A 21,212-nucleotide genomic window follows, 5' to 3' on the forward strand; every position below is an offset into this window, starting at 1 on the left:
CTGGTGGTCGGGGGCGGCCAGCACGTCCCGCGGGGTGGCCACCCCGGACAGGACCAGGAGCCCGGCAGCGCCGTGCACGGTGGCTCCCTCGATGTCGGTGTCCAGCCGGTCTCCCACGATCAGGGGGTTGCTCGCGCCGGTGCGCATCATGCCCTCCTCGTGCAGGGGGCGCATCGGCTTGCCGGCGATCACTGGCTCCACCCCGGTGGCGTGCGCGATCACCCGGACGAAGGAACCGTTCGCGGGTGTGACGCCCCACTCCGTGGGAGCGGTGGCGTCGGAGTTGCTGGCCACGTAGAAGGCGCCGCGTGAGACAGCGAGCGTGCCCTGGTCGAGGAGGTCGCGAGCCATCGTCCGTGAGTAACCCTGGACCACGGCCACCACCGAGTCCGAAGAGACCGTGACGGGCCGCAGCCCCATCCTGCGGACGGCCTGGCGCAGCCCGGTGTCCCCGACCACCAGTACCTCCGATCCCTCCGGGTACCGGGCGGCGATCAGGCGCGCCGCCGCCTCCGCGGAGGTCACCACGTCCTCGGGGGCGGCGGGCACGCCCAGCTGGGTCAGGTGCTCCGCGATACGAGCGGGGGTGCGTCCGGCGTTGTTGGTCACGAAGGCGACCCGGGCCCCCGCGGCTCGGGCCTTGCCCACGGCCTCGGGCGCCGCGGGCACGGCTTCGGGACCGATGTAGACCACACCGTCCAGGTCGAGGAGCATCGCGTCGTGGAGCTCGTTGAGCGGGCGGTCAGCGGCCTGCAAGGACATGGTGTGGTCCGATTCCGTGTGGCGGGAGAGGTCACCCCCAGGCTAGGCCGCTGTGGGCTCACGGCCGCCAGCCCTCGGATGTGCGTTCCGTCGCAGCCGGTCGGTGCTCGGTGAGCCAGCCGGTGGTGAAGGTGACCGCGTCCCCCAGCGAGAACAGCCGGGCGGTCGCCGAACCCACACGTGCGACCGTCACCGCGCCGGTGGCCTCGAACTCGGCGCCGAGTTCGGGGAAGTCGCCCTCGTCCAGGACCACACCGGTGTAGGTGACCCACTTCCGTTGGTCCTCGTCGTCACGGATGGCACACGAGGAGGATTCGGTGGGCGGATCGGCCACCCGGTACTCCGCCAGGTGGAAAGCCGTGCAGGAGTCGTAGCCGGTGCCCAACAACAGGACTCGCGCCCCGACCCGCTCCATCCGACCGCCAGGGGTGACTCCTCACCGAGGGCCGATTCGAGGGGGTGGGGGTGCATGAGGTGCGCCGCTCGCGGACCCAAGGCGGCGAAGGAGGTCTGCGGGTGAGGGCTGCGTACCGCGCCCGGCCACGTGCGGACCCGTTCGGGAACGCGCCCCACACAGGTGCTGGGGGTGATCGCGGGGTCGGTGCTTCGGCGCGGATCGTCTCCGACCACCCCCGTGGCACGGCGGGTGCACCCAACTAGAGGGGTCGGTGTTGCCCATGGTCTGGGTGGGAACCACGAGGTTCCCCGCGGGCCCCAGCGCGTCCAGCAGGAGTGTGTCACCAGGGCGCACCCCCAGGCGCGCCAGGTGCAGGGTGAGTGAGGCCGCCGTACGCGGCCTGCCCGAGAGGTAAGGGGGAGTGGACACGGCGGCAGTCCGGTGCTGGTGGACACTTCGGGTCACTTTCCCAGCGCGAAGGTCCGCGAGGCCAGTCAGTTTCGCTCTCGGGCCCTCTCTGCCATGATGCGACTCCCGGAATGCCTGCCGATGCGATTATCAAGCTGAGATAACGGCTCGCGTTCCCGCAGGTCGCGAAGTGTAGGCCCCGCGCACGCGGGGATGGACCGCCGACCTCGACGGCGCGCTCGTGCCAGGACGCGTAGGCCCCGCGCACGCGGGGATGGACCGAGCGCGGACCCAGCCGAGCAGGCGACGCCGACGTAGGCCCCGCGCACGCGGGGATGGACCGGCCGGGTAGCCGTCGTGCCACAGGGCCGTCCTGTAGGCCCCGCGCACGCGGGGATGGACCGTCGTCGAGGATCTGGAACGGGGTCCGGCCGCCGTAGGCCCCGCGCACGCGGGGATGGACCGCAGTTCACCGGCCCCAGCACATCCCACGTGGAGTAGGCCCCGCGCACGCGGGGATGGGCCGGGGTAAGGGGCTTTGCCCCCAGCCGCCTCGACGAACCCCGTACGCGGGAGCTGGCGGAACCTGGCTAGTCCAGGACTCGCATGACCAGGCCGGTGCGGGGCTTGGGGCCGAAGGACGTGGACTTGCGGGGAGTGAGTTCGCCCCGGTCGGCGACGGCGTAGACCTGCTCCACGTGCAGCGGGGGCACGATCACCGCCGTGCCCTTCTCGTCGCGGGCGGCGGCCTCGGCCTCGGCCGGGTCGTCATGGACCATCCGCACGTGTTCCTCGGGGAAGTGCCACAGGGGCAGGAGCACCTCGTGCAGGGCGGCCGTGGCCAGGTGGCGCCAGTCGGGGGAGCGGTCGGGCATGGCGCGTTGGAGCACGTCCTCGTCGAATCCGCTCAGCAGGTGGGCGTCGCCCTCGGCTGACACCAGGAGCAGGGCCGGGGCCTGCGCGCCCTCCAGGAGCGCGGGGTCTGCTTCGGTGACCGGCTCCACTCGGGCCACGGTTCCGGCGGCGGCCAGAGCCTCGGCGGTGTCCATGCCGGGCAGCACGCGGTGGATGGCGCCGAGCCGGGGCGGGTGGGTGTCGCTGTCCACGAGCAGGGCCAGACCGTGGTTCCAGCCCGGGTCGGCGTTCTCCTCGCGCAGTTGGCGGTAGGCAGCGTAGCGGTGGTGCCCGTCGGCGATCAGCGCGGAGCGTCCGGCCAGGTCGTCCGCGATCTCCTGCTGGATCCGCGGGTCGGTGACGGCCCACAGTCGGTGCTCGGAACCGTCGCGGGTTCGCGTGGACACCAGGGGACGCTGTTGGTCTCCGGTGTTCTCCGTGACCGCTGAGGCCGCGCCATTGGCGCCCCGGTACATCAGGAAGATGGGTTCGAGGTTGGCGCGGGCCACCTCCATCAGGCGGAAGCGGTCGCGCACCGGGGGATCGGCCACGTCCTCGTGCGGCCGCACGGCGGGGTCGAAACCCTCGTCCGGCAGCCCCAGGGCCCCCACCAGCCCCCTCTGGGTCTGGCCGTCGGCGGTGACCTGCTCGTAGACGTAGAGCGCCGGTTCCCCGTCCTGGGCCAGGACTCCCTCGGCGATCCAGCTGCGCAGGAGGTCGGCGGCCACCTGGTAGCGCGCGGACGCGTCGGGTGAGTGCCGGGAGAGTTCGAAGGGCAGTGTGACCCTCGCCGCGTTGTGGGGGTCGGATCGTTGGAGCTCGCGTGCCTCGTCCGCGTCGGGGATGTCGTAGGGCGGGGCCAGCAGCCGGGCGATGTCGAAGACACCGTCGATGAAGCGTTCGACGTCGGGGGCCGCGTAGCGCAGACCGCGGAAGGGGGCCAGGACGAGTGGTTGGCGAGGCATCCCAGCAAGGTACCCGTCGACGGCCCGCTTCAGAGCACGCGTCGCAGGCGGAGCATGTCGCTGAGGCTGGCGTCCACCTTGAGGCGCCGGGTGAACAGGGCCGTCGCCGGGTCCAGGCGGTCCTCGGCGAGGGCCACCAGGTCGTCGCTGGACACGGTCACCCGTACCTGGGGAGTGCCCGCGGGATCGTCCAGGGGGCGCGGGGTGACGTCGGTGAGCCCGTTCGTGGTCAGCCGCATGTCGAAGGCCGTCCCGAGGTCGGGGACGACCACGCGCACCGTGCGTTCGCGGATGTGTGCGCGGCGGCGGTCCAGGGGCTTGGCGAGGATGCGCTCGTTCGCCCGGGCGATGCCTTCGAGGCACGCGTCGATGCTGCTCATGGGGTCATGATGCCCTACCGGCGCGAGACCTTCGGGTGGTCCCACCCTGGGAAGCTCGCTCGTTTGCGTGTCACACGCGTCCGGGTCCCGGTAGCGTTGGCGTCGAACCCCCCGGAGCACGAGGCCCCTCCCTCCCGCGCCCTCCTTCCCTTTCCTCCTGCGGTCCCTTCAAGGAGCAAGTCATCATGGTCGTCGACGCGGTACGCACCTATCTGGACGCCGCCAATGGCCTCACCGAACTCTCACGCAAGCAGGCCGTGGCCGCCGCCAAGACACTGCTGCGCGCCAACGGGTCGACCCCCGTCGCGGTACCGGACGGCGAGGCCCCGCCCAGGGTGGGGCAGAGCATCCAGACCCTGGCGGGCGAGCTGATCGAGACCAGCCAGGCCAACCGGGCGGCCGTCGCCGACCTGGTGCGGTCCGAGGTCCGCAGCGCGCTGGAGCAGATGGACATGGTGCCGCGCGGGGAGTACGAGCGGATGGTCCGCCGGGTGGCCGAGCTGGAGCGCCGGATGGCGGCCCGCCACGCGGTGGAACGGGTGCTGGAACCCCGGGGCGGTGCGTCCTCGGAGCTCCCCGCGCCTGGGGAGGGCGCGCCCGAACCCGTCCAGGAGAAGTCGGAGCCCGTCGCGATCGAGGAGCCCCACGAGGCTCAGGCGAAGGGCGAGGAGCCTGCGGCCGGTAAGGACGACGCGCCCGCGACGAGCGGGGCCGAGGCTCCGGAGACCGCGGCCGTGGAGGACGGCGACGGCTCGAAGGAGGGCGACACGGCCCAGGACGGTGCCGCCGCGAACCAACCCCGGAGCAAGCCCAAAACGACCCGGCCGCGTTCGACCCCCAAGCGCACCACCAAGGGCAAGGGCGCCAAGAAGTAGAGTCCGTTCCGGGCGCCGGAGCACCGGCGCCCGCGTGGGTGGTCGAAGGGACGGGGAGAGATGGACCCGAGCGAGCAGGCCGAAGCGTTGGCGGAGCGGACACTCGGTGCGACCAGGGAGCGGTTGGCCGCTCTGGACACGCTGCCCACCCACGAGCACGTGGCGGTCTTCGACACGCTCCAGCAGGAGTTGTCGGGCGTACTGGGCGCGCTGGGACAGAACGCCCGGGGTCCCCGATAGTGTCCGGAACGGCCGGTACCCTAGGTGACCATGGCAAAACGTAGTCGGCTCGACGCGGAACTGGTCCGCCGAGGCCACGCACGCTCACGGGGACACGCGGCCGAGTTGATCGAGGACGGATTCGTCCTGGTCTCCGGCATGGTGGCGTCCAAGGCCGCGACCCAGATCGGCACCGACCAGCCCGTTGTGGTGCGCACACCCTCCGAGGAGCCGGCCTACGTCTCCCGTGGCGCGCACAAGCTCATCGGGGCGCTGGACGCCTTCGGGCTGGACGTGAAGGGGCGGCGGGCCCTGGACGCCGGGGCCTCCACCGGTGGATTCACCGACGTCATGCTGCGGCGCGGCGTGGCGCACGTCACGGCCGTCGACGTCGGCTACGGACAGCTGGCCTGGTCGTTGCGCAGCGACGACCGGGTGCGGGTCATGGAGCGGGTCAACGTCCGTGAACTCACCCCCGAGATGGTCGGCGAACCCCGTCCCGACCTGGTGGTCGGCGACCTGTCGTTCATCTCCCTCAAGCTGGTCCTGGGCGCCCTGCGTGATTCCGTGGCGCCCGACGCCGACTTCTCGATGATGGTCAAGCCCCAGTTCGAGGTGGGCAGGCAGCGCGTGGGCGCGGGCGGTGTGGTCCGCGAGCCCGAGCTGCGCGCCGAGGCCGTGTCCGACGTGGCCGCGCACGCCCTCACGCTGGGTCTGGGAGTGGTCGACGTGACAGCCAGCCCCCTGCCGGGCCCCTCGGGCAACGTCGAGTACTTCCTGTGGATGCGCGCTGGTGAGCCCCCTCTGGACCCGGCCGCGTTGGAGCGCGCGATCCAGGAGGGACCGTCCTGAGGGCGTGGCCTCCTGTCACAGGAGTCCGGTAACGTGACCCGGCCGGGTGCGGTCGAGCACCCGGTCAGCACCAGACTTCCCACTGGGGAGCGAACGTAAGGGGACGGCGATGACCAGCGGACGCAGCGTTCTCCTGCTGGCCCACACCGGCCGGCCCGCGGCCGTACGCAGTGCCCAGTTGGTCCACGCGCGTCTGAGCGCGGAGGGTCTGACCGTCCGCATGCTCAAGAGCGAGGTCGAGGAACTGGCGGCCTCCGGCTGCGTCCTGTCCCCGGTCGAACCGGTCGAGGCGGCGGGTGCCGCCGAGGGCGTCGAACTGGTCATGGTGCTCGGCGGGGACGGAACCCTGTTGCGGGCCGCCGAGCTCGCCCGACCGGCGGGTGCGCCGCTGCTGGGGGTCAACCTCGGGCACGTCGGCTTCCTGGCCGAGGCCGAACGCGAGGACCTGGGCGCCACGGTGAACAGCGTCGTCAACCACGACTACGTGGTCGAGGAACGCATGACCCTCGACGTGGCCGTCTTCAACGGTGGCCGGGGCGACGGCGCTCCGCCCGTGCGTTCCTGGGCGCTCAACGAGGCGACCCTGGAGAAGGCCGACTCGCGCCGCATGCTGGAGATGGTCCTGGAGGTGGACGGGCGCCCCCTGTCCAGCTGGGGCTGCGACGGTGTGGTGTGCGCGACCCCCACCGGTTCCACCGCCCACGCCTTCTCCGCCGGAGGCCCGGTCGTGTGGCCGGACGTGGAGGCGCTGCTGGTCGTGCCGATCAGCGCGCACGCCCTGTTCGCCCGGCCCCTGGTGGTCGGGCCCGAGGCGACGGTGGCGCTGGAGGTGCTGCCGGAGACCACACCGGGCGTGCTCTGGTGCGACGGACGGCGTATGGTCGAATTGCCCGTGGGAGCACGAATCGAGATCACCCGTGCCGATACGCCGGTCCGGTTGGCCCGGCTGCACCGCGCGCCGTTCACCGACCGGTTGGTGGCCAAGTTCGGCCTCCCGGTCTCGGGATGGCGGGGACGGGCCGCACACGGACGCTGATCCAGCGCCGTCGCAAGCAAAGGGCGTCAACTATCAGGAGAGGGATCGGTGCTCGAAGAAGTCCGAATCCAAGGCCTCGGTGTCATCGACGACGCCGTGTTGGAACTGTCACCGGGTCTGACCGTCGTCACCGGTGAGACCGGCGCGGGCAAGACCATGGTCGTGACCGGGCTGGGACTGCTCTTCGGTGGACGCGCCGACCCCCAGCGGGTACGTCCGGGGGCCGACCGCGCCGTGGTCGAGGGACGGTTGACCGTTCCCCGGGGCGGCCGGGTGGCCGACCGCGTGCTGGAGGCCGGGGGCGACATCGACGACGACGTCCTGATCCTCACCCGCGCGGTGTCGGCCGAGGGACGGTCGCGGGCCACCATGGGGGGCCGTTCGGCCCCGGTCAGCCTGCTCGCCTACCTGGCCGACGACCTGGTCGCCGTGCACGGGCAGTCCGACCAGCAGCGCCTGCTGCGCTCGGACCGTCAGCGCTCGTCACTGGACCGGTTCGCCGGGGATGACCTGGCCAGGGCGATGAAGCGTTACACCGCCGCCTATCGGCGCCACCGCGAGGTCTCCGCCGAGCTGGACGAGCTGGTCGAGCGCGCCCGTGAGCGCGCACAGGAGGCCGACCTCCTCCGCTTCGGTGTGGAGGAGATCGCCGCCGCTGAGCCCCAGCCCGGTGAGGACGCCGAGCTGCTCGCGGAGGAGACCCGGCTGGCGCACGCCGACGGACTGCGGGTGGCCTCGACCACCGCGCACGAGGCGCTCACCGGTGACCCGGCCGCGGCCGAGGTCCAGGCCGATGTGGCGGGACTGCTGTCGGCCGCGCGTCAGGCTGTCGGTGCCGTGCGCGACCACGACGCGGAACTGGCCGCCATCGGCGACCGCCTGGACGAGGCCTCGTACATCCTCACCGACGCCGCCACCGAGCTGGCCTCCTACGCCGAGTCGGTGGACGCGGACCCGGCCAGGCTGGCCGTGATCCAGGAGCGCCGGTCCCTGCTGACGCAGCTCTCACGCAAGTACGGCGAGACCACGGACCAGGTGCTGGCCTGGGCGGAGACCGCAGCCAAGCGCCTCGGGGAGCTGGACGGCGACGACGAGCGGATCGACGGGCTGCGCGCGGAGGCCGAGGAGCTGTACGCGCGGCTGGACGAGGCCGCCACCGAGCTCACCGAGATCCGCTCCGGGGCCGCCGAGCGGTTCGGCGCGGCGGTCACCGAGGAGCTGACCGCGCTGGCCATGCCGCACGCGCGGGTGAGCGTGCGCATCACCACGGGTGAGGAGTTCGGGCAGCACGGGCGCGACGAGGTCGAGCTCCTGCTGGCCCCGCACCCGAGTTCGCCGCCGCTGGCCCTGCACAAGGGCGCCTCGGGTGGTGAACTGTCGCGGGTGATGCTGGCGATCGAGGTGGTCTTCGCCGGAGCGGACCCGGTCCCCACCTTCGTGTTCGACGAGGTGGACGCCGGTGTCGGCGGCAAGGCCGCGGTGGAGATCGGCCGACGTCTGGCCCGTCTGGCCCGGTTGGCGCAGGTGATCGTGGTCACTCACCTGCCGCAGGTGGCGGCCTTCGCCGACGCCCACCTGGTCGTGGAGAAGTCCACTGAGGGCCTGGTGACGGAGAGCGGCGTGGTCCGGCTGGACCGGGACGGTCGGGTGCGTGAGCTCTCGCGGATGCTCGCCGGGTTGGAGGACTCCGAGTTGGGTCGGGCCCATGCCGAAGAGCTGATGAACAACGCCGATCCGGAGCGCGCCCACCCGGCTGGCTGACCCCGGTTTCGAGGACTGGTTCGCAGCGGTGTCCGTGCCCCCTGGGCGCGGGCACCGTCGACGTCACGGCCTGGGGTGGTTTGCCCAGAAAACGCCGACCAGTCAACTGTAGTAACTTACCGTGATCGACTTCTGACAGTATGCCACCGATGAAGGTATCGGATGCGCTCAGAGCCACAATGCGATTCCGCCGTTCGCGAGCGGAAGCCCCCTTCGGGCTGGTCGCGCCCGTCCGTTCGGACCGCCGCACCAAGAACCTGACCAAGCGGCTGCGACCCGGCGACATCGCCGTGATCGACCACGTCGACCTGGACCGGGTCAGCGCCGAGGCCCTGGTGGGTTGCGGGGTCTCGGCGGTGCTCAACGTCGCCCGCAGCATCAGCGGGCGCTATCCCAACCAGGGGCCCGAGATGATCGTGGCCGCGGGAATCCCCCTGGTGGACGACGTCGACCCCGAGGTCCTGACCCGAGTCCGCGACGGGGAACGGTTGCGGTTGGAGGGCGCCACCCTCTACCGGGACGACGAGGTCGTCGCCCGGGGTGTCCGTCAGGACAAGGAGAGCGTGGCGGCCGCCATGGCCGGGGCCCGCGCCGGGCTGGCCACCCAACTGGAGGCCTTCGCGGCCAACACCATGGCCTACCTCCAACGCGAACGCGACCTCCTGCTGGACGGCATCGGTATCCCCGCGATCGGCACCTCCATGGAGGGGCGCCACGTCCTGATCGTCGTGCGGGGTTACCACTACCGCGAGGACATCGTCGCCCTCCGGCCCTACATCCGCGAGTTCCGGCCGGTGATCATCGCGGTGGACGGCGGAGCCGACGCCGTGATGGAGGCCGGATACCGGCCGGACATCATCGTCGGGGACTTCGACTCCGTCTCCGACCAGGCGCTGACCAGCGGCGCCGAACTCGTGGTGCACGCCTACCGCGACGGCCGCGCCCCCGGCCTCCAGCGGCTCACCGACCTGGGCCACGAGGCGGTGGTCTTCCCAGCGACCGGCACCAGCGAGGACGTGGCGATGATGCTCGCCGACGGCTCGGGCGCCAGCCTCATCGTCGCGGTGGGCACCCACGCCACCCTGGAGGAGTTCCTCGACAAGGGCCGGTCGGGCATGGCCAGTACCTTCCTCACCCGGCTCCGGGTCGGCGGGAAGCTGGTTGACGCCAAGGGCGTGAGCCGCCTCTACCGATCCCGCATCTCACCGTGGGCACTGCTCGGCCTGGTGGCCGCGTGCCTGCTCACCATCCTGGTCGCCGCCTACAGCTCACCGGCCGGGCAGGTCTATCTCACCTTTCTCGCGGCGCGCTGGGACGCGTTCGTCTACTGGATGACGGGGCTGTTCACGTGATCGACTTCCGCTATCACCTCGTGTCCATCATCGCGGTGTTCCTCGCGCTCACCGTCGGTCTGGTCCTGGGCACCACGATGCTCCAGGACCCGCTGCTCAACACCCTCCAGTCCGAGACGGCCGACCTGCGCGGGCAGAGCGAGGAGCTGCGCGCCGAGCGCGATGACTCCGAACTGCTCAACACCGGGGCGGACCAGTTCACCGACGCCGTCGCGGCCGACGTTCTGGAGGACCGCCTGCTCGACCGCGAGGTGGTCCTGGTCGCGGCGCCCGGCGCGGACGAGGAGGTCGTACAGGCCCTGGGCGGTCGCGTGGAGGAGGCCGGCGCCTCCGTCGCGGGCCGAGTGGTGTTCGAGGAGGCGTTCCTGGACAGCGGCAGCGCCACCTTCGTCGACGAACTCGCGCTCCAGGTCGCCGTCGATCCGGGTGACCTCTCGGGCAACCCCTACGACAAGGCCGGAACCGCGCTCGGGCACGCGCTGGCGGCCCCGGACGAGGCGGACGCCGAGGAGTCCGAAACGACCGAGGAATCCGAAGCGGTTGAGGACGCCGAGGCGACTGAGGGCCGTGGCAGGGACAACGACGACGCCGAAGCCGAGGGTGCGGCCACGGAGGACCCGGAGACGGGCCACGACGCCAGTGCCGTGCTGTCGGCCTTCTCCGAGGGCGGCCTGCTCACGGTCGAGGGTTCCCCTGCCGCGTCGGCCGACACCCTGATCGTGGTGGCCCCCGCCAGCAACGCCCCCGAAGAGGACGCCGAACGCGTCAACACCGCGCTGACCAGCCTCACCGCGGCGCTGCACCGGCAGGTCGGGCCCACGGTCCTTGCCGGGGGAGCCGACTCGGGCCGCCCCGGCGGCGTGGTGGCCCTGGCGCGCGACCAGGAACCGTCCCACGCCACCGTGGACGTGGTCGGGCGTTCCACCGGAGACGTGGTCGCCGTCCTCGCCCTGGCCGACTCCCTTGACGGCTCCGGATCCGCCTACGGCATCGGTGAGGGTGTGGTCGGCTTCCTGCCCGACCCGCTGCCCGGGCCGGTCGAGTCGGCCGAGACCGCAGCCGAAGCCGACGCCGAAGCCGACGCCGAAGCCGAGGCGGTGGCCGAGTCCGGCAACGAGGACGAGGCCCGCCGCCGGGCGCCCCGGAGTGGAGAATGAGGCCCGCGCGCACCGCCCCGGTGGCCGCGCCGCGCACCTCCGTGATGTCACAGGCGACCCGAGGGCTGACCGGTGCCGTGCTCGGAGCCCTCGCCGCCCGCTCCGCCTACCGGCTGCTCGACCGTGAGGGTGACCGCTCCCCGAGATGGCGGCGCGTCAACTTCCGGGGCCGCACCGTCACCCTCCAGGAGGGCCCGGCCCTCGCCTCGGGGGTCTGCGCCGCCTGTGTGCTCGTCCCCGGACTCACCCCGCGCGTGCGCGCGGCCACCTCCCTTGCCGCGGCGGCCTCGGCGTCCTTCGGCGCCTACGACGACCTGGCCGGGAACGCCCGGGCCAAGGGGTTGCGCGGACACCTGGGCGCGCTCGCCCACGGGGAGGTCACCACCGGGACGGTCAAGATGGCGGGGATCGGCGCCACGGGGTTGGCCGCCGCCTCCCTGCTGCGCCGGGGGCCGCTGGACACCCTGGTGGACGGCGCCCTGATCGCGGCCAGCGCCAACCTCGTCAACCTCCTTGACCTGCGGCCCGGCCGGGCCGTGAAGTTCGCGCTGCTGGCCTCGGCCCCCGCGCTCGCCTCACCGGCCGCACCGCTGGTGGGTCCCGTGCTGGGCGCCTCGGCCGCCCTGCTCCCCGACGACCTGGCCGAACGCTCGATGCTCGGTGACGCCGGGGCCAACGCGCTCGGTGCCGCCCTGGGCGCGGCCGCCGCCGCCCGCGCGCCCCGACCGGTCCGCCTGGCCCTGCTCGGTGGGGTGGTCGGTCTGACCCTGGCCAGCGAGCGCGTCAGCTTCTCCCAGGTGATCGAGCGCGTGCCGCTGTTGAACAGGCTGGACCGCTGGGGGCGCGCCGACGCCGCTGAGGCTGGGCCGGATTGGCGAACCGCCGACCACAACCCGCCCGGGGCGCAGTCGCCGGGCGGAACGGGACGACTGCGGGGGACGGCCCAGGACGGGCCGGAGCGAGTGCCACGCGCACGGCGCTCCGCCGCCTCACCGGCCCCGGGGTGACGCGCGGGGTCGCCACGGCGGCGGCGCTCATCGCGGTGGTCACCGTGGGCGCCCGCCTGGCCGGGTTCGGCCGCACCGTCGTCTTCTCACAGACCGTCGGCGACACCTGCCTGGGCACCGCCTACGTCACCGCGAACCAGCTTCCGGCGGTGCTGTTCGAGATCGTCATCGGCGGAGCCCTGACCGCCATGGTCGTCCCCGTCCTGGCCGCCGCGGTCAAACGCGGCGACGACGACCAGGTCCGGCACACCGCCTCCGCGCTGGTCACCTGGGTGCTGCTGCTGTCCCTGCCGTTGGCCGCGCTGCTGGCGCTGGCCTCGGTCCCGGCGATGACCCTGCTGCTGGGCGCGGGGGCCGGCTGCGACCGCGCCGCTCTGGTCGGCCTGGCCGCCCGCATGCTGGTGGTGTTCGCGCCGCAGATCGTCTTCTACGGGCTCGCGGCGGTCCTCTACGGCGTGCTCCAGTCACACCGCCGGTTCCTGGCTCCGGCCCTGGCGCCCCTGGTGTCCAGCCTGGTGGTCATCGCCGCCTACCTGGTGTTCGTGCCCCTGGGCGCGGACCACCGGCAGGACCTCGACACCCTGCCGATCCCCGCCGAACTCGTGCTCTCCCTGGGCACGACCGCCGGGGTGGTGGCGCTCTTCCTCACGGTGCTGGGCCCCGCCGGGGGACTGCGGCTGCGGTTGCGCCCCCGCCTGACCTTCCCCCCGGGTGTGGGCGCCCGCGTGCGTTCCCTGGCCATGGCCTCGCTGCTGCCCCTGGTGGCCATGCAGGTGAGCCTGCTGCTCTCGGTCGCTCTGGCCAACTGGGGCGGGGGAGCGGGCGCCTCCGTGCTGTACAGCTACGCGTGGGCGCTGTTCACCCTGCCCTACGGGGTGATCGCCGTTCCCATCGCGACCAGCGCGTTCACCGCGCTGGCGGTGGCCCACGCGGAGGAGGACCGGGACGGCTTCGCCCGGCTGCTCTCGGGCAGCGCGCGGGCCTGCGTGGTGATCACCGCGGGGGTGGGCACGGCCCTGGCGGCGGCGGCCGCACCGCTCGCGGCGGTCTTCGCCCAGGTGGAGCCGGCACCGTTGGAACGCGCGCTGTCGACCTACGCCCCGGGGGTGGTGGGGTTCGGCCTGGTGGCGCTGCTCAGCCGGGCGCTGTACGCCTCCCACCACGGCCGCTCCGCCGCCACCGCGCAGGTCGTGGGCTGGCTCGTGGTGATGGCGTGCGCCGTGGGGCTGGTGTGGGCGCTGCCCCCGGGGTGGTCCATCGCGGGGCTGGGCGCGGCGAGCACCGTGGGGCTCAGCCTGGCCGCCGCCCTGCTGTGTGCGGGGGTGGCGCGGGTCCACGGCGCCGCGTCCCTGTCCGGCCTGGTCCGGTCGCTGTGTGCGGCGCTGGTCGCGGGCGCGGCGGGATGGCTGGCCGGGCGGTGGGTCGCCACAGCGCTGGCGGGGCCCCCGGGGGACGGGATCTGGTGGACGGCGCTCGTGGCCGTCGCCGCGGGGTCCGCGGCGATGGCGGTCTTCGGGGCGGTGGCGGTCCTGGTGGACCGCTCCGCGCTGCGCACGGTGGCGGACCGTGCTCGGAACATTCGCGAACGAGGGAGGGGAACACGGTGAACGGCAGGATCGCGTTGGTCGTGGGGACGGTCAGCGGCGGGGTGGGCCGCCACGTGCGCTCGCTGGGTGAGGGGCTGGTGAACCGGGGGTTCCGTGTGGCGGTGGTCGGACCGCCCTCGGCCGATCGGGAGTTCGGGTTCTCGTCGCTGGGCATGCGCTTCTCCCCGGTGCCGATCGGGCCCTCGCCGTCCCCGAGCGATCCCGGGGTGGTGCTGCGCCTGCACTCGTTGCTGCGCGGGGCGGACGTGGTGCACGCTCACGGACTGCGGGCCGGGGCCCTGTGCGCGCTGGCGGGGGCGCGGCCGTTGGTGGTCACCGCGCACAACGCGCCGCCCGTGGTCGGGGGAGTCCTCGGCGCGGTCTACCCCGTGCTCGAGCGGATCGTGGCCCACCGCGCGGAGGTGGTCCTGGGGGTCTCCGGGGACCTCGTGCGCAGGCTCTCGGCTGCCGGGGCGAAGGACGCCCGGATGGCCGTGGTGGCGGCCCCGGAGACGGGCACGCCGTTGAAGGGACGGGAGGAGACCCGGGCGGACCTGGCCGTGGAGCCCGGCCGTCCGCTGCTGATGACGGTGGCCAGGCTCGCTGAGCAGAAGGGGCTGGACACCCTGTTGGCGGCGACCCCGGCGATCTCGAACCGGGTCCCCGAACCCGTGGTGGCCATCGCGGGGGACGGGCCGCTGTGGGGGGAACTGCACGACTCCGCCGCGGAGATGCGGGTGGACGTGCGCATGCTCGGGCACCGGGGCGACGTGGCGGACCTGCTGGCGGCGGCGGACGTCTTCTGCCTGACGAGCCACTGGGAGGGGCCGTCGCTGGTCATCATGGAGGCCCTACGGGCCGGGCTGCCGGTGGTCTCCACCAGGGTGGGCGGCATCCCCGACCTCTACGCGGGGACGGTGCTGATGGTGCCGCCCGGCGATCCCGCGGCCTTCGCGGCGGCGGTCGGCCGGGTGCTGGACGACCCTGACCTCGCGGCCGATCTGCGTGCCCGCTCCCGGGAGGCGGCGCTGAGGCTGCCCTCGGAGGAGGACGCGGTGGAGGCGGCGTGCGCGGTGTACAAGTCGGTGGCGCCCTGGTGACCGTCCCGGTTCCGGGTCCCCGGACGCGGCAGGGGCGCCCCGTGGACGGTGCCCGCGGGACCGTGCGGTCACACGTGGAGCGGGATGTCCGGCGGGTGCGGATGATGTGTCTCCGGGGAGTGGTGGGTACCGCCGCGCGGGTGACTTCCTCAGAGAGGATTCTGATGTCATGCTGAGTACTGGCTCGGATGGCGTAACCTGTTCTGGTGCGCTCTACGCGCCTGCTTCACCACGTGAGGGGAGTATCCCTGTCGCGGCGGTGCCGTCATCACGGAGTACAACGACGTTCTCCCGGTTCCGTCGGTTCACGTTCTTCGGACGTGAGCGGGAGAGACCTCCGGTTATTCGCCGTGCGTGCAAAACGCTCGCGCGCACCAACCGGAGGAGAATCCGTCCGTGAACGTTCCCTTGTGGGTGTGGGCCGCCACCATCGCGGCCATGGTGCTGATCCTCGCCCTGGATCTCGTGATCGTCGACCACCCGTGGAGCAAGACCAAGGGTCCCAAGGAGTTCGGGATCAAGCAGGCCTCCTGGTGGGCCGTCTTCTACATCGGTATCGCCATCGTGTTCGGGTTCGGGGTCATGTACTTCGGCAACCCGACGGCGGGCGCCGAGTACTTCGCCGGGTTCGTCACCGAGAAGAGCCTGAGCATCGACAACCTCTTCGTGTTCTACCTTCTGATGACCGCGTTCGCGGTCCCGAAGAAGTACCAGCACGAGGTCCTGCTCGTCGGCATCGTCATCGCGATCATCATGCGCGGCTTCTTCATCGTGCTGGGCGCGCAGGTCATCAACGCCTGGAGTGAGGTCTTCTACCTCTTCGGCGTCTTCCTCATCTACACCGGCTACAAGATCGTCCGCGACCACGTCAAGGGCGACGACGAGGAGAAGGACTTCACGCAGACGCCGGTCGTGCGCCTGGTGAAGCGCTTCTGGCCCGTGACGAAGGACTACCACGGCGCCAAGCTCACCGTGAAGCTCGACGGCCGCCGCCACGTGACCCCGATGCTGCTGGTGATCGTCGCGATCGGTGTCATCGACCTCGTCTTCGCCGTCGACTCCATCCCGGCCATCTTCGGCCTCACGCAGGACGCCTACATCGTCTTCACCGCCAACGCCTTCGCCCTGATGGGTCTGCGCCAGCTGTACTTCCTGCTGGCCGGACTGATGGACCGCCTGGCCTACATCAGCTGGGGCCTGTCCGCGATCATGGTGTTCATCGGCGTGAAGATGATCCTGCACGCCCTGCACGAGAACGGCGTGCACGTCGTCGACATCGGCATCGGCACCTCGCTCACCGTCATCCTGGGCATCATGACCGTCACCATCGTCGGCAGCCTGGTCAAGTCCGGCATCGACCAGCGCCGTCAGGCCGAGCTCGAGGGGCAGGACCGGGACAGGGCCGACCGCTCCTGACCCCGGACCACCCCGTCCGCGGACGACCCCGGGGCCCGGTCCCGGGAACTGTGGAAACCAGCATCGTTCGAACGGTTGTTCGTTTATAGTGGTGGTGTCCCGGCGCTCACGCGTCGGGGCGCCACCATTTTCGCGCGGCGGAAGAAACGGCCCCGGGTGATCGTTAGTCTTGTCGAACGGGGAGTCGTCTCACCACTCCCCGACATCTCCTGAGCGGCCCGATTCCGGAGCCGCGGCGGCCCCGAGGGGTCCGCGACCGCCTCAACGCGAAGCCATACACGGGTCCACCGACGTCACTGAGACGTGGTCCGCGTCCTGTGCGTCAGAGCCGAAGGATGTCTCACTCGATGGTCGAACAACTCGTGGTCCGTGGAGCACGGGAGCACAACCTCAAGGACGTGTCGCTGGACCTGCCCCGCGACTCCATGATCGTGTTCACCGGCCTGTCAGGTTCGGGCAAGTCCTCGCTCGCCTTCGACACCATCTTCGCCGAGGGCCAGCGCCGCTACGTCGAGTCCCTCTCGGCGTACGCCCGCCAGTTCCTGGGCCAGATGGACAAGCCCGACGTGGACTTCATCGAGGGCCTGTCCCCGGCGGTCTCCATCGACCAGAAGTCGACCAGCCGCAACCCGCGGTCCACGGTGGGCACCATCACCGAGGTCTACGACTACCTGCGCCTGCTCTGGGCCCGCGTGGGCGTTCCGCACTGTCCGGAGTGCCACCGAGAGATCGCCCGGCAGACGCCGCAGCAGATCGTCGACCGGGTCATGGAGATGACCGAGGGCACCCGTTTCCAGGTGCTCGCACCGGTCGTGCGCGGACGCAAGGGCGAGTACGTCGAGCTCTTCAAGGACCTCCAGTCCAAGGGCTACACGCGTGCCGTCGTCGACGGCCAGTCGGTCCGACTGGACGAGGCGCCCAAGCTCGGCCGCTACGACAAGCACGACATCGCCGTGGTCGTGGACCGGCTCAGCGTCAAGCCCGGCGCCAACGGGCGGCTCACCGACTCGGTGGAGACCGCGCTCAAGCTGGCCGGCGGCACCATCGTCCTGGACTTCGTGGACCTGGAGGCCGACGACCCCGAGCGGGAGAAGGTCTTCTCCGAACACCTCTACTGCCCCTACGACGACCTCTCCTTCGAGCAGCTCGAACCGCGCTCCTTCTCCTTCAACGCGCCCTACGGCGCCTGCCCCGACTGCTCCGGTCTGGGCACCCGCATGGAGGTCGACGCGGACCTGCTGGTCCCCGACCCCGAGCGGACCCTGGCCGAGGGCGCCATCGCCCCCTGGTCGGGCGGCCCCAACGGCGGTTACTGGGAGCGGATCCTCAAGGCGCTCGGCGAGGCCGTGGGGTTCGACACCGACACCTCCTGGGAGCGGCTGCCGCGCCGCGCGCGCAAGGCGATCCTGGAGGGGCACGACACCCAGGTGCACGTCAGCTACCGCAACCGGTACGGGCGCAGCCGCTCCTACTACACCGAGTTCGAGGGCGTGATCCCCTGGGTGAAGCGCCGCCACTCCGAGGTGGAGAGCGACCACACCCGTGAGCGCCTCGAGGGCTACATGCGCTCGGTGCCCTGCCCCACCTGTGACGGCACCCGGCTCAAGCCGGTCGTCCTCGCGGTGACGGTGGGCGGCAAGTCCATCGCCGAGGTGGCCTCCATGGCGCTGGGCGACAGCGCCGCCTTCCTGGCCGGGCTCCGGCTCTCCGACCGCGACATGGTCATCGCCGCCCAGGTGCTCAAGGAGATCAACGCCCGGCTCGGATTCCTGCTGGACGTGGGCCTGGACTACCTGAGCCTGGCCCGCTCCTCCGGTTCGCTCTCCGGCGGCGAGGCACAGCGCATCCGCCTGGCCACCCAGATCGGTTCCGGCCTGGTGGGCGTGCTGTACGTCCTGGACGAGCCCTCCATCGGCCTGCACCAGCGTGACAACGCCCGGTTGCTGGAGACCCTCCAGCGCCTGCGCGACATCGGCAACATGCTCATCGTGGTCGAGCACGACGAGGACACCATCCGCGCGGCCGACTGGGTCGTGGACATCGGTCCCGGCGCCGGCGAGCACGGCGGGCACGTCGTGGTCTCGGGCATCGTGGACGAACTGCTCACCTCCGCCGACTCGCTCACCGGCGACTACCTCGCCGGGCGACGCGCCATCGAGCTGCCCGCCACACGGCGCCCGCTGACCAAGGGGCATGAACTGGTGGTGCGGGGCGCCCGCGAGAACAACCTGCACGGCATCGACGTGTCCTTCCCGCTGGGCGTGTTCACCGCCATCACCGGCGTGTCCGGTTCGGGCAAGTCCACACTGGTCAACGAGATCCTGTACAAGGCCCTGGCCAAGGAGCTCAACGGGGCGCGCGACGTGCCCGGCCGCCACCTTCGGGTCAACGGGATGAACAAGGTCGACAAGGTGGTGCACGTCGACCAGAGTCCGATCGGCCGCACACCGCGTTCCAACCCGGCCACCTACTCCGGGGTCTTCGACCACGTGCGCAAGCTGTTCGCGCAGACCACCGACGCCAAGACGCGCGGGTACCAGCCCGGCCGGTTCTCGTTCAACGTCAAGGGCGGCCGCTGCGAGGCCTGCTCGGGTGACGGCACGCTCAGGATCGAGATGCAGTTCCTGCCGGACGTGTACGTGCCCTGCGAGGTCTGCCACGGTGCCCGGTACAACCGCGAGACCCTTCAGGTGAAGTACAAGGGCAAGAACATCGCCGAGGTTCTGGACATGCCGATCTCGGAGGCCCTGGAGTTCTTCGAGCCGGTGAACGCGATCCGCCGCCACCTTCAGACGCTGGCCGACGTCGGTCTGGGCTACGTGCGGCTGGGCCAGCCCGCCACCACGCTCTCCGGAGGTGAGGCCCAGCGTGTCAAGCTCGCCGCCGAGCTCCAGCGCCGCTCCACCGGGCGGACCGTGTACGTGCTCGACGAGCCCACCACCGGCCTGCACTTCGAGGACATCCGCAAGCTGCTGGGAGTCCTCAACCGGCTGGCCGACACGGGGAACTCGGTGATCGTCATCGAGCACAACCTCGACGTCATCAAGACGGCCGACCACGTCATCGACATGGGCCCCGAGGGCGGTTCCGGTGGTGGCACGGTCGTGGCCGAGGGCACCCCCGAGGAGGTCGCCGCGGTCGCGGAGTCCTACACCGGACGGTTCCTCGCCAAGATGCTCTGACCGGACCCGCGAGGATCCACCTCCGGCGCCCGCACGGCCACCGTGCGGGCGCCGCGTCGTGCGAGGCACCGCAGCGCCGGGCGGGCGCGCGCGGCGGTCGGTACAGTCGTGGGTGCCAGGCGCCCGCATCCCCCGTCACCCCCGGAGGTCGACCTCTCCCATGAACGCCTCACCGCACCCGAACGGACACCAGTGGGGGACGCGACCGCCGCAGGACGGCCCGCCCGCACCGGGACCGGTCGGGGCACCCGCGCCCGAGGGCGGTTCGGCGGCGGGGACCGTGCCACCGGTGGTCGGGGCCGGCTACCCGCTGGCGTCCTGGTGGGCGCGGGCGGCCGCCCGCTGCATCGACGCGGTCGTGATCGCGCTGCCGGCGCTTCTGATCAGCCTGGTCCTCGCGCTCACCTGGGCCGGTGCTCAGGTGGTCCTGGGCGGATCCACCCAGGACCTGGACCAACGCTTCTGGTTCATCCTCTGGCCGGTCATGTTCGTCCTCCACACCGCCTACGAGACCTACGCCGTCTCCCGCTGGCAGCAGACCTACGGCAAGCGGAGGATGGGGCTGAAGGTGGCCCCGCTGTCCGCCCAGGGAGGGCTCGGTCCGATCCGCCTCTCCGCCGTCACGGTCCGCGCGGCCCTGTACGGCTTCCCGATCCTGCTGTTCTTCACACGCGGGCTCTGGTTCGTGTTCATCGCCGTGATGGCGCTGCTGATCGGCGGGATGGCCGCCTGGAACCGGCCGAACCGGCAGGGTCTGCACGACAGGATCGCGGGAACCGTGGTCCTCGACGTCCGGTCGCGGTGAGGCCCGGACCCACCGCTCGTCTGGCAGGCTGTTCCCCATGCTCGGACGACTGCGCGCGGTGACCATCGACTGCCCCGACCCCGGGGCGCTGGCCGACTTCTACTCGGAGCTCCTGGGGCTGCCCGTCACCAGGCGTGACCACGACTGGGCCGGGATCGGAGACGGGACCTGGCCCGTGATCGACTTCCAGCGGGTGGACGGCCACCGGGCCCCTGCCTGGCCGGACCCCGAGCGGCCCCAGCAGATGCACTTCGAGATCGCGGTCGGGGACATCGACGCCGCCCACGAGCGGGTCCTGACCTTGGGCGCGCGTCTGCTGTCTGTTTCCGAGGAGCGGCCCGACAACATGTACCGGGTCTACGCCGACCCCGCCGGTCACCCGTTCTGCCTGGAGTTCACGGCCTGACCGCAGCTGGCCAGGGGGCGGGTGGCCCTTCCGGTGCGAGCGTCCGGACGGTTCAATGTGTCCATCCCGCCCGGAGCGGGGTTTCCCCCGAGCCGCGTGTGGCGGTCAGCTCCCTGAGCTGAGCCCGCTTCGCCGCCGCGTTCTCACGAGCATGAGAGGGCGACGTGCCTCTACACCGCACCTTCCACAAGACCGAACCGCAGAAGCTTCTCCCGGGTGACTGGCGCAGCCTGAGGTTCGACGTCGACGAGCGTGGAGAGAGGGGCCGGTTCTACTCCCTGGTCGGCCAGGGCGAACCCCGGGGCGCCCTGTACGACCTGTCCGTGGGCGTGGTCCTGGAAGGGGTCGACCCGGGGGCCGAGGTGCAGTTGCGTGCCAGCGAGTACGTCAGGACCGGGGACGAGTGGGTCGTGGCCAGGGACCGGCCGATCGACAGCCCGGCGCACGTGGGTGGCAGGGCGCACTTCACCTACTCCTGGAAGGATCTCCTGGAGCCCGGGCGGCGGGTTCGCGTTCGGGTGGCGCAGTTCGGGCGTTCCCCGGCGGTGATCGTGAGCGCCGAGGCGACCGCCCTGTTCTGGCCCGGGGACGAGTCGGACCCCGGCCACGAGCCCCTCCACCCCCACCACTCAGAGCCTCACCACCCCCAGCC

The 21,212-nt window shown here is 71.8% G+C and carries 17 protein-coding genes, 2 pseudogenes and 1 CRISPR repeat array; of the genes and pseudogenes, 15 read left to right on the forward strand and 4 right to left on the reverse strand.

What is annotated here, in order from left to right; translation table 11 throughout:
• The 4 genes and pseudogenes from ADX84_RS21805 to ADX84_RS21820 form a co-directional block, all read right to left on the reverse strand.
• A partial coding sequence (locus ADX84_RS21805; RefSeq protein ID WP_049578554.1) for an HAD-IIA family hydrolase occupies positions 1 to 762 on the reverse strand: 762 nt, incomplete at its 3' end.
• A gap of 58 nt (positions 763 to 820) precedes the next feature.
• Positions 821 to 1,588 (reverse strand): annotated as a pseudogene (locus ADX84_RS21810) (aminoglycoside N(3)-acetyltransferase).
• Positions 1,589 to 1,759: 171 nt separating this feature from the next.
• Positions 1,760 to 2,093: a CRISPR direct-repeat array (repeat unit 29 nt; unit sequence GTAGGCCCCGCGCACGCGGGGATGGACCG).
• 64 nt (positions 2,094 to 2,157) lie between these two features.
• The gene (locus tag ADX84_RS21815; RefSeq protein WP_049578556.1) at positions 2,158 to 3,426 is read right to left on the reverse strand and encodes a DUF1015 family protein; all 1,269 of its coding nucleotides are present in this window, start codon (positions 3,424 to 3,426) and stop codon (positions 2,158 to 2,160) included.
• A 29-nt stretch (positions 3,427 to 3,455) separates the two neighbouring features.
• Complete coding sequence (locus tag ADX84_RS21820; protein WP_049578559.1) at positions 3,456 to 3,806, reverse strand: SCP2 sterol-binding domain-containing protein; 351 nt, start codon at positions 3,804 to 3,806, stop codon at positions 3,456 to 3,458.
• A gap of 185 nt (positions 3,807 to 3,991) precedes the next feature.
• On the opposite strand from ADX84_RS21820, the gene ADX84_RS21825 reads away from it, so the two are divergent.
• From ADX84_RS21825 to ADX84_RS26435, 15 genes and pseudogenes are all read left to right on the forward strand, one after another.
• Positions 3,992 to 4,681 (forward strand): membrane fusogenic activity family protein, encoded by a 690-nt coding sequence (locus tag ADX84_RS21825; protein WP_049578562.1) that lies wholly within the window; start codon positions 3,992 to 3,994, stop codon positions 4,679 to 4,681.
• 60 nt (positions 4,682 to 4,741) lie between these two features.
• Entirely contained in the window at positions 4,742 to 4,921 is a 180-nt protein-coding gene (locus ADX84_RS21830) for a hypothetical protein (protein WP_049578565.1), read from the forward strand.
• Positions 4,922 to 4,951: 30 nt separating this feature from the next.
• Entirely contained in the window at positions 4,952 to 5,752 is an 801-nt protein-coding gene (locus ADX84_RS21835; protein WP_199776665.1) for a TlyA family RNA methyltransferase, read from the forward strand.
• Positions 5,753 to 5,861: 109 nt separating this feature from the next.
• Entirely contained in the window at positions 5,862 to 6,788 is a 927-nt protein-coding gene (locus ADX84_RS21840) for an NAD kinase (RefSeq protein WP_017546473.1), read from the forward strand.
• 48 nt (positions 6,789 to 6,836) lie between these two features.
• Entirely contained in the window at positions 6,837 to 8,549 is a 1,713-nt protein-coding gene (gene recN / locus ADX84_RS21845; RefSeq protein ID WP_049578568.1) for a DNA repair protein RecN, read from the forward strand.
• 179 nt (positions 8,550 to 8,728) lie between these two features.
• A complete protein-coding gene (steA, locus tag ADX84_RS21850; protein ID WP_049578571.1) occupies positions 8,729 to 9,901 on the forward strand; it encodes a putative cytokinetic ring protein SteA in 1,173 nt (390 codons plus the stop codon).
• Positions 9,898 to 11,058, forward strand: coding sequence for a copper transporter (locus ADX84_RS21855; protein ID WP_049578573.1), 1,161 nt, complete (start codon positions 9,898 to 9,900; stop codon positions 11,056 to 11,058). Before steA ends, ADX84_RS21855 begins: the two co-directional genes overlap by 4 nt.
• Entirely contained in the window at positions 11,055 to 12,065 is a 1,011-nt protein-coding gene (locus ADX84_RS21860) for a hypothetical protein (RefSeq protein ID WP_049578575.1), read from the forward strand. The genes ADX84_RS21855 and ADX84_RS21860 overlap by 4 nt, the downstream gene beginning before the upstream one ends.
• On the forward strand, positions 12,062 to 13,672 hold the full coding sequence (murJ, locus tag ADX84_RS21865) for a murein biosynthesis integral membrane protein MurJ (RefSeq protein WP_049578577.1): 1,611 nt from the start codon (positions 12,062 to 12,064) through the stop codon (positions 13,670 to 13,672). Before ADX84_RS21860 ends, murJ begins: the two co-directional genes overlap by 4 nt.
• Positions 13,669 to 14,751, forward strand: coding sequence for a glycosyltransferase family 4 protein (locus tag ADX84_RS21870; protein WP_049578579.1), 1,083 nt, complete (start codon positions 13,669 to 13,671; stop codon positions 14,749 to 14,751). Before murJ ends, ADX84_RS21870 begins: the two co-directional genes overlap by 4 nt.
• 396 nt (positions 14,752 to 15,147) lie before the next feature.
• Positions 15,148 to 16,167, forward strand: a complete 1,020-nt coding sequence (locus ADX84_RS21875) for a TerC family protein (RefSeq protein WP_049578581.1) — start codon at positions 15,148 to 15,150, stop codon at positions 16,165 to 16,167.
• 347 nt (positions 16,168 to 16,514) lie between these two features.
• Entirely contained in the window at positions 16,515 to 19,349 is a 2,835-nt protein-coding gene (uvrA, locus tag ADX84_RS21880) for an excinuclease ABC subunit UvrA (protein ID WP_049578583.1), read from the forward strand.
• Positions 19,350 to 19,509: 160 nt separating this feature from the next.
• Positions 19,510 to 20,154 (forward strand): RDD family protein, encoded by a 645-nt coding sequence (locus ADX84_RS21885; protein ID WP_049578585.1) that lies wholly within the window; start codon positions 19,510 to 19,512, stop codon positions 20,152 to 20,154.
• 37 nt (positions 20,155 to 20,191) lie between these two features.
• The gene (locus ADX84_RS21890; protein WP_049578587.1) at positions 20,192 to 20,560 is read left to right on the forward strand and encodes a VOC family protein; all 369 of its coding nucleotides are present in this window, start codon (positions 20,192 to 20,194) and stop codon (positions 20,558 to 20,560) included.
• A 164-nt stretch (positions 20,561 to 20,724) separates the two neighbouring features.
• A pseudogene (locus tag ADX84_RS26435) lies at positions 20,725 to 21,212 on the forward strand (hypothetical protein); the annotation flags it as partial.

The organism is Nocardiopsis sp. SBT366, from assembly GCF_001083815.1.
Classification (GTDB): Bacteria; Actinomycetota; Actinomycetes; order Streptosporangiales; family Streptosporangiaceae; genus Nocardiopsis; species Nocardiopsis prasina.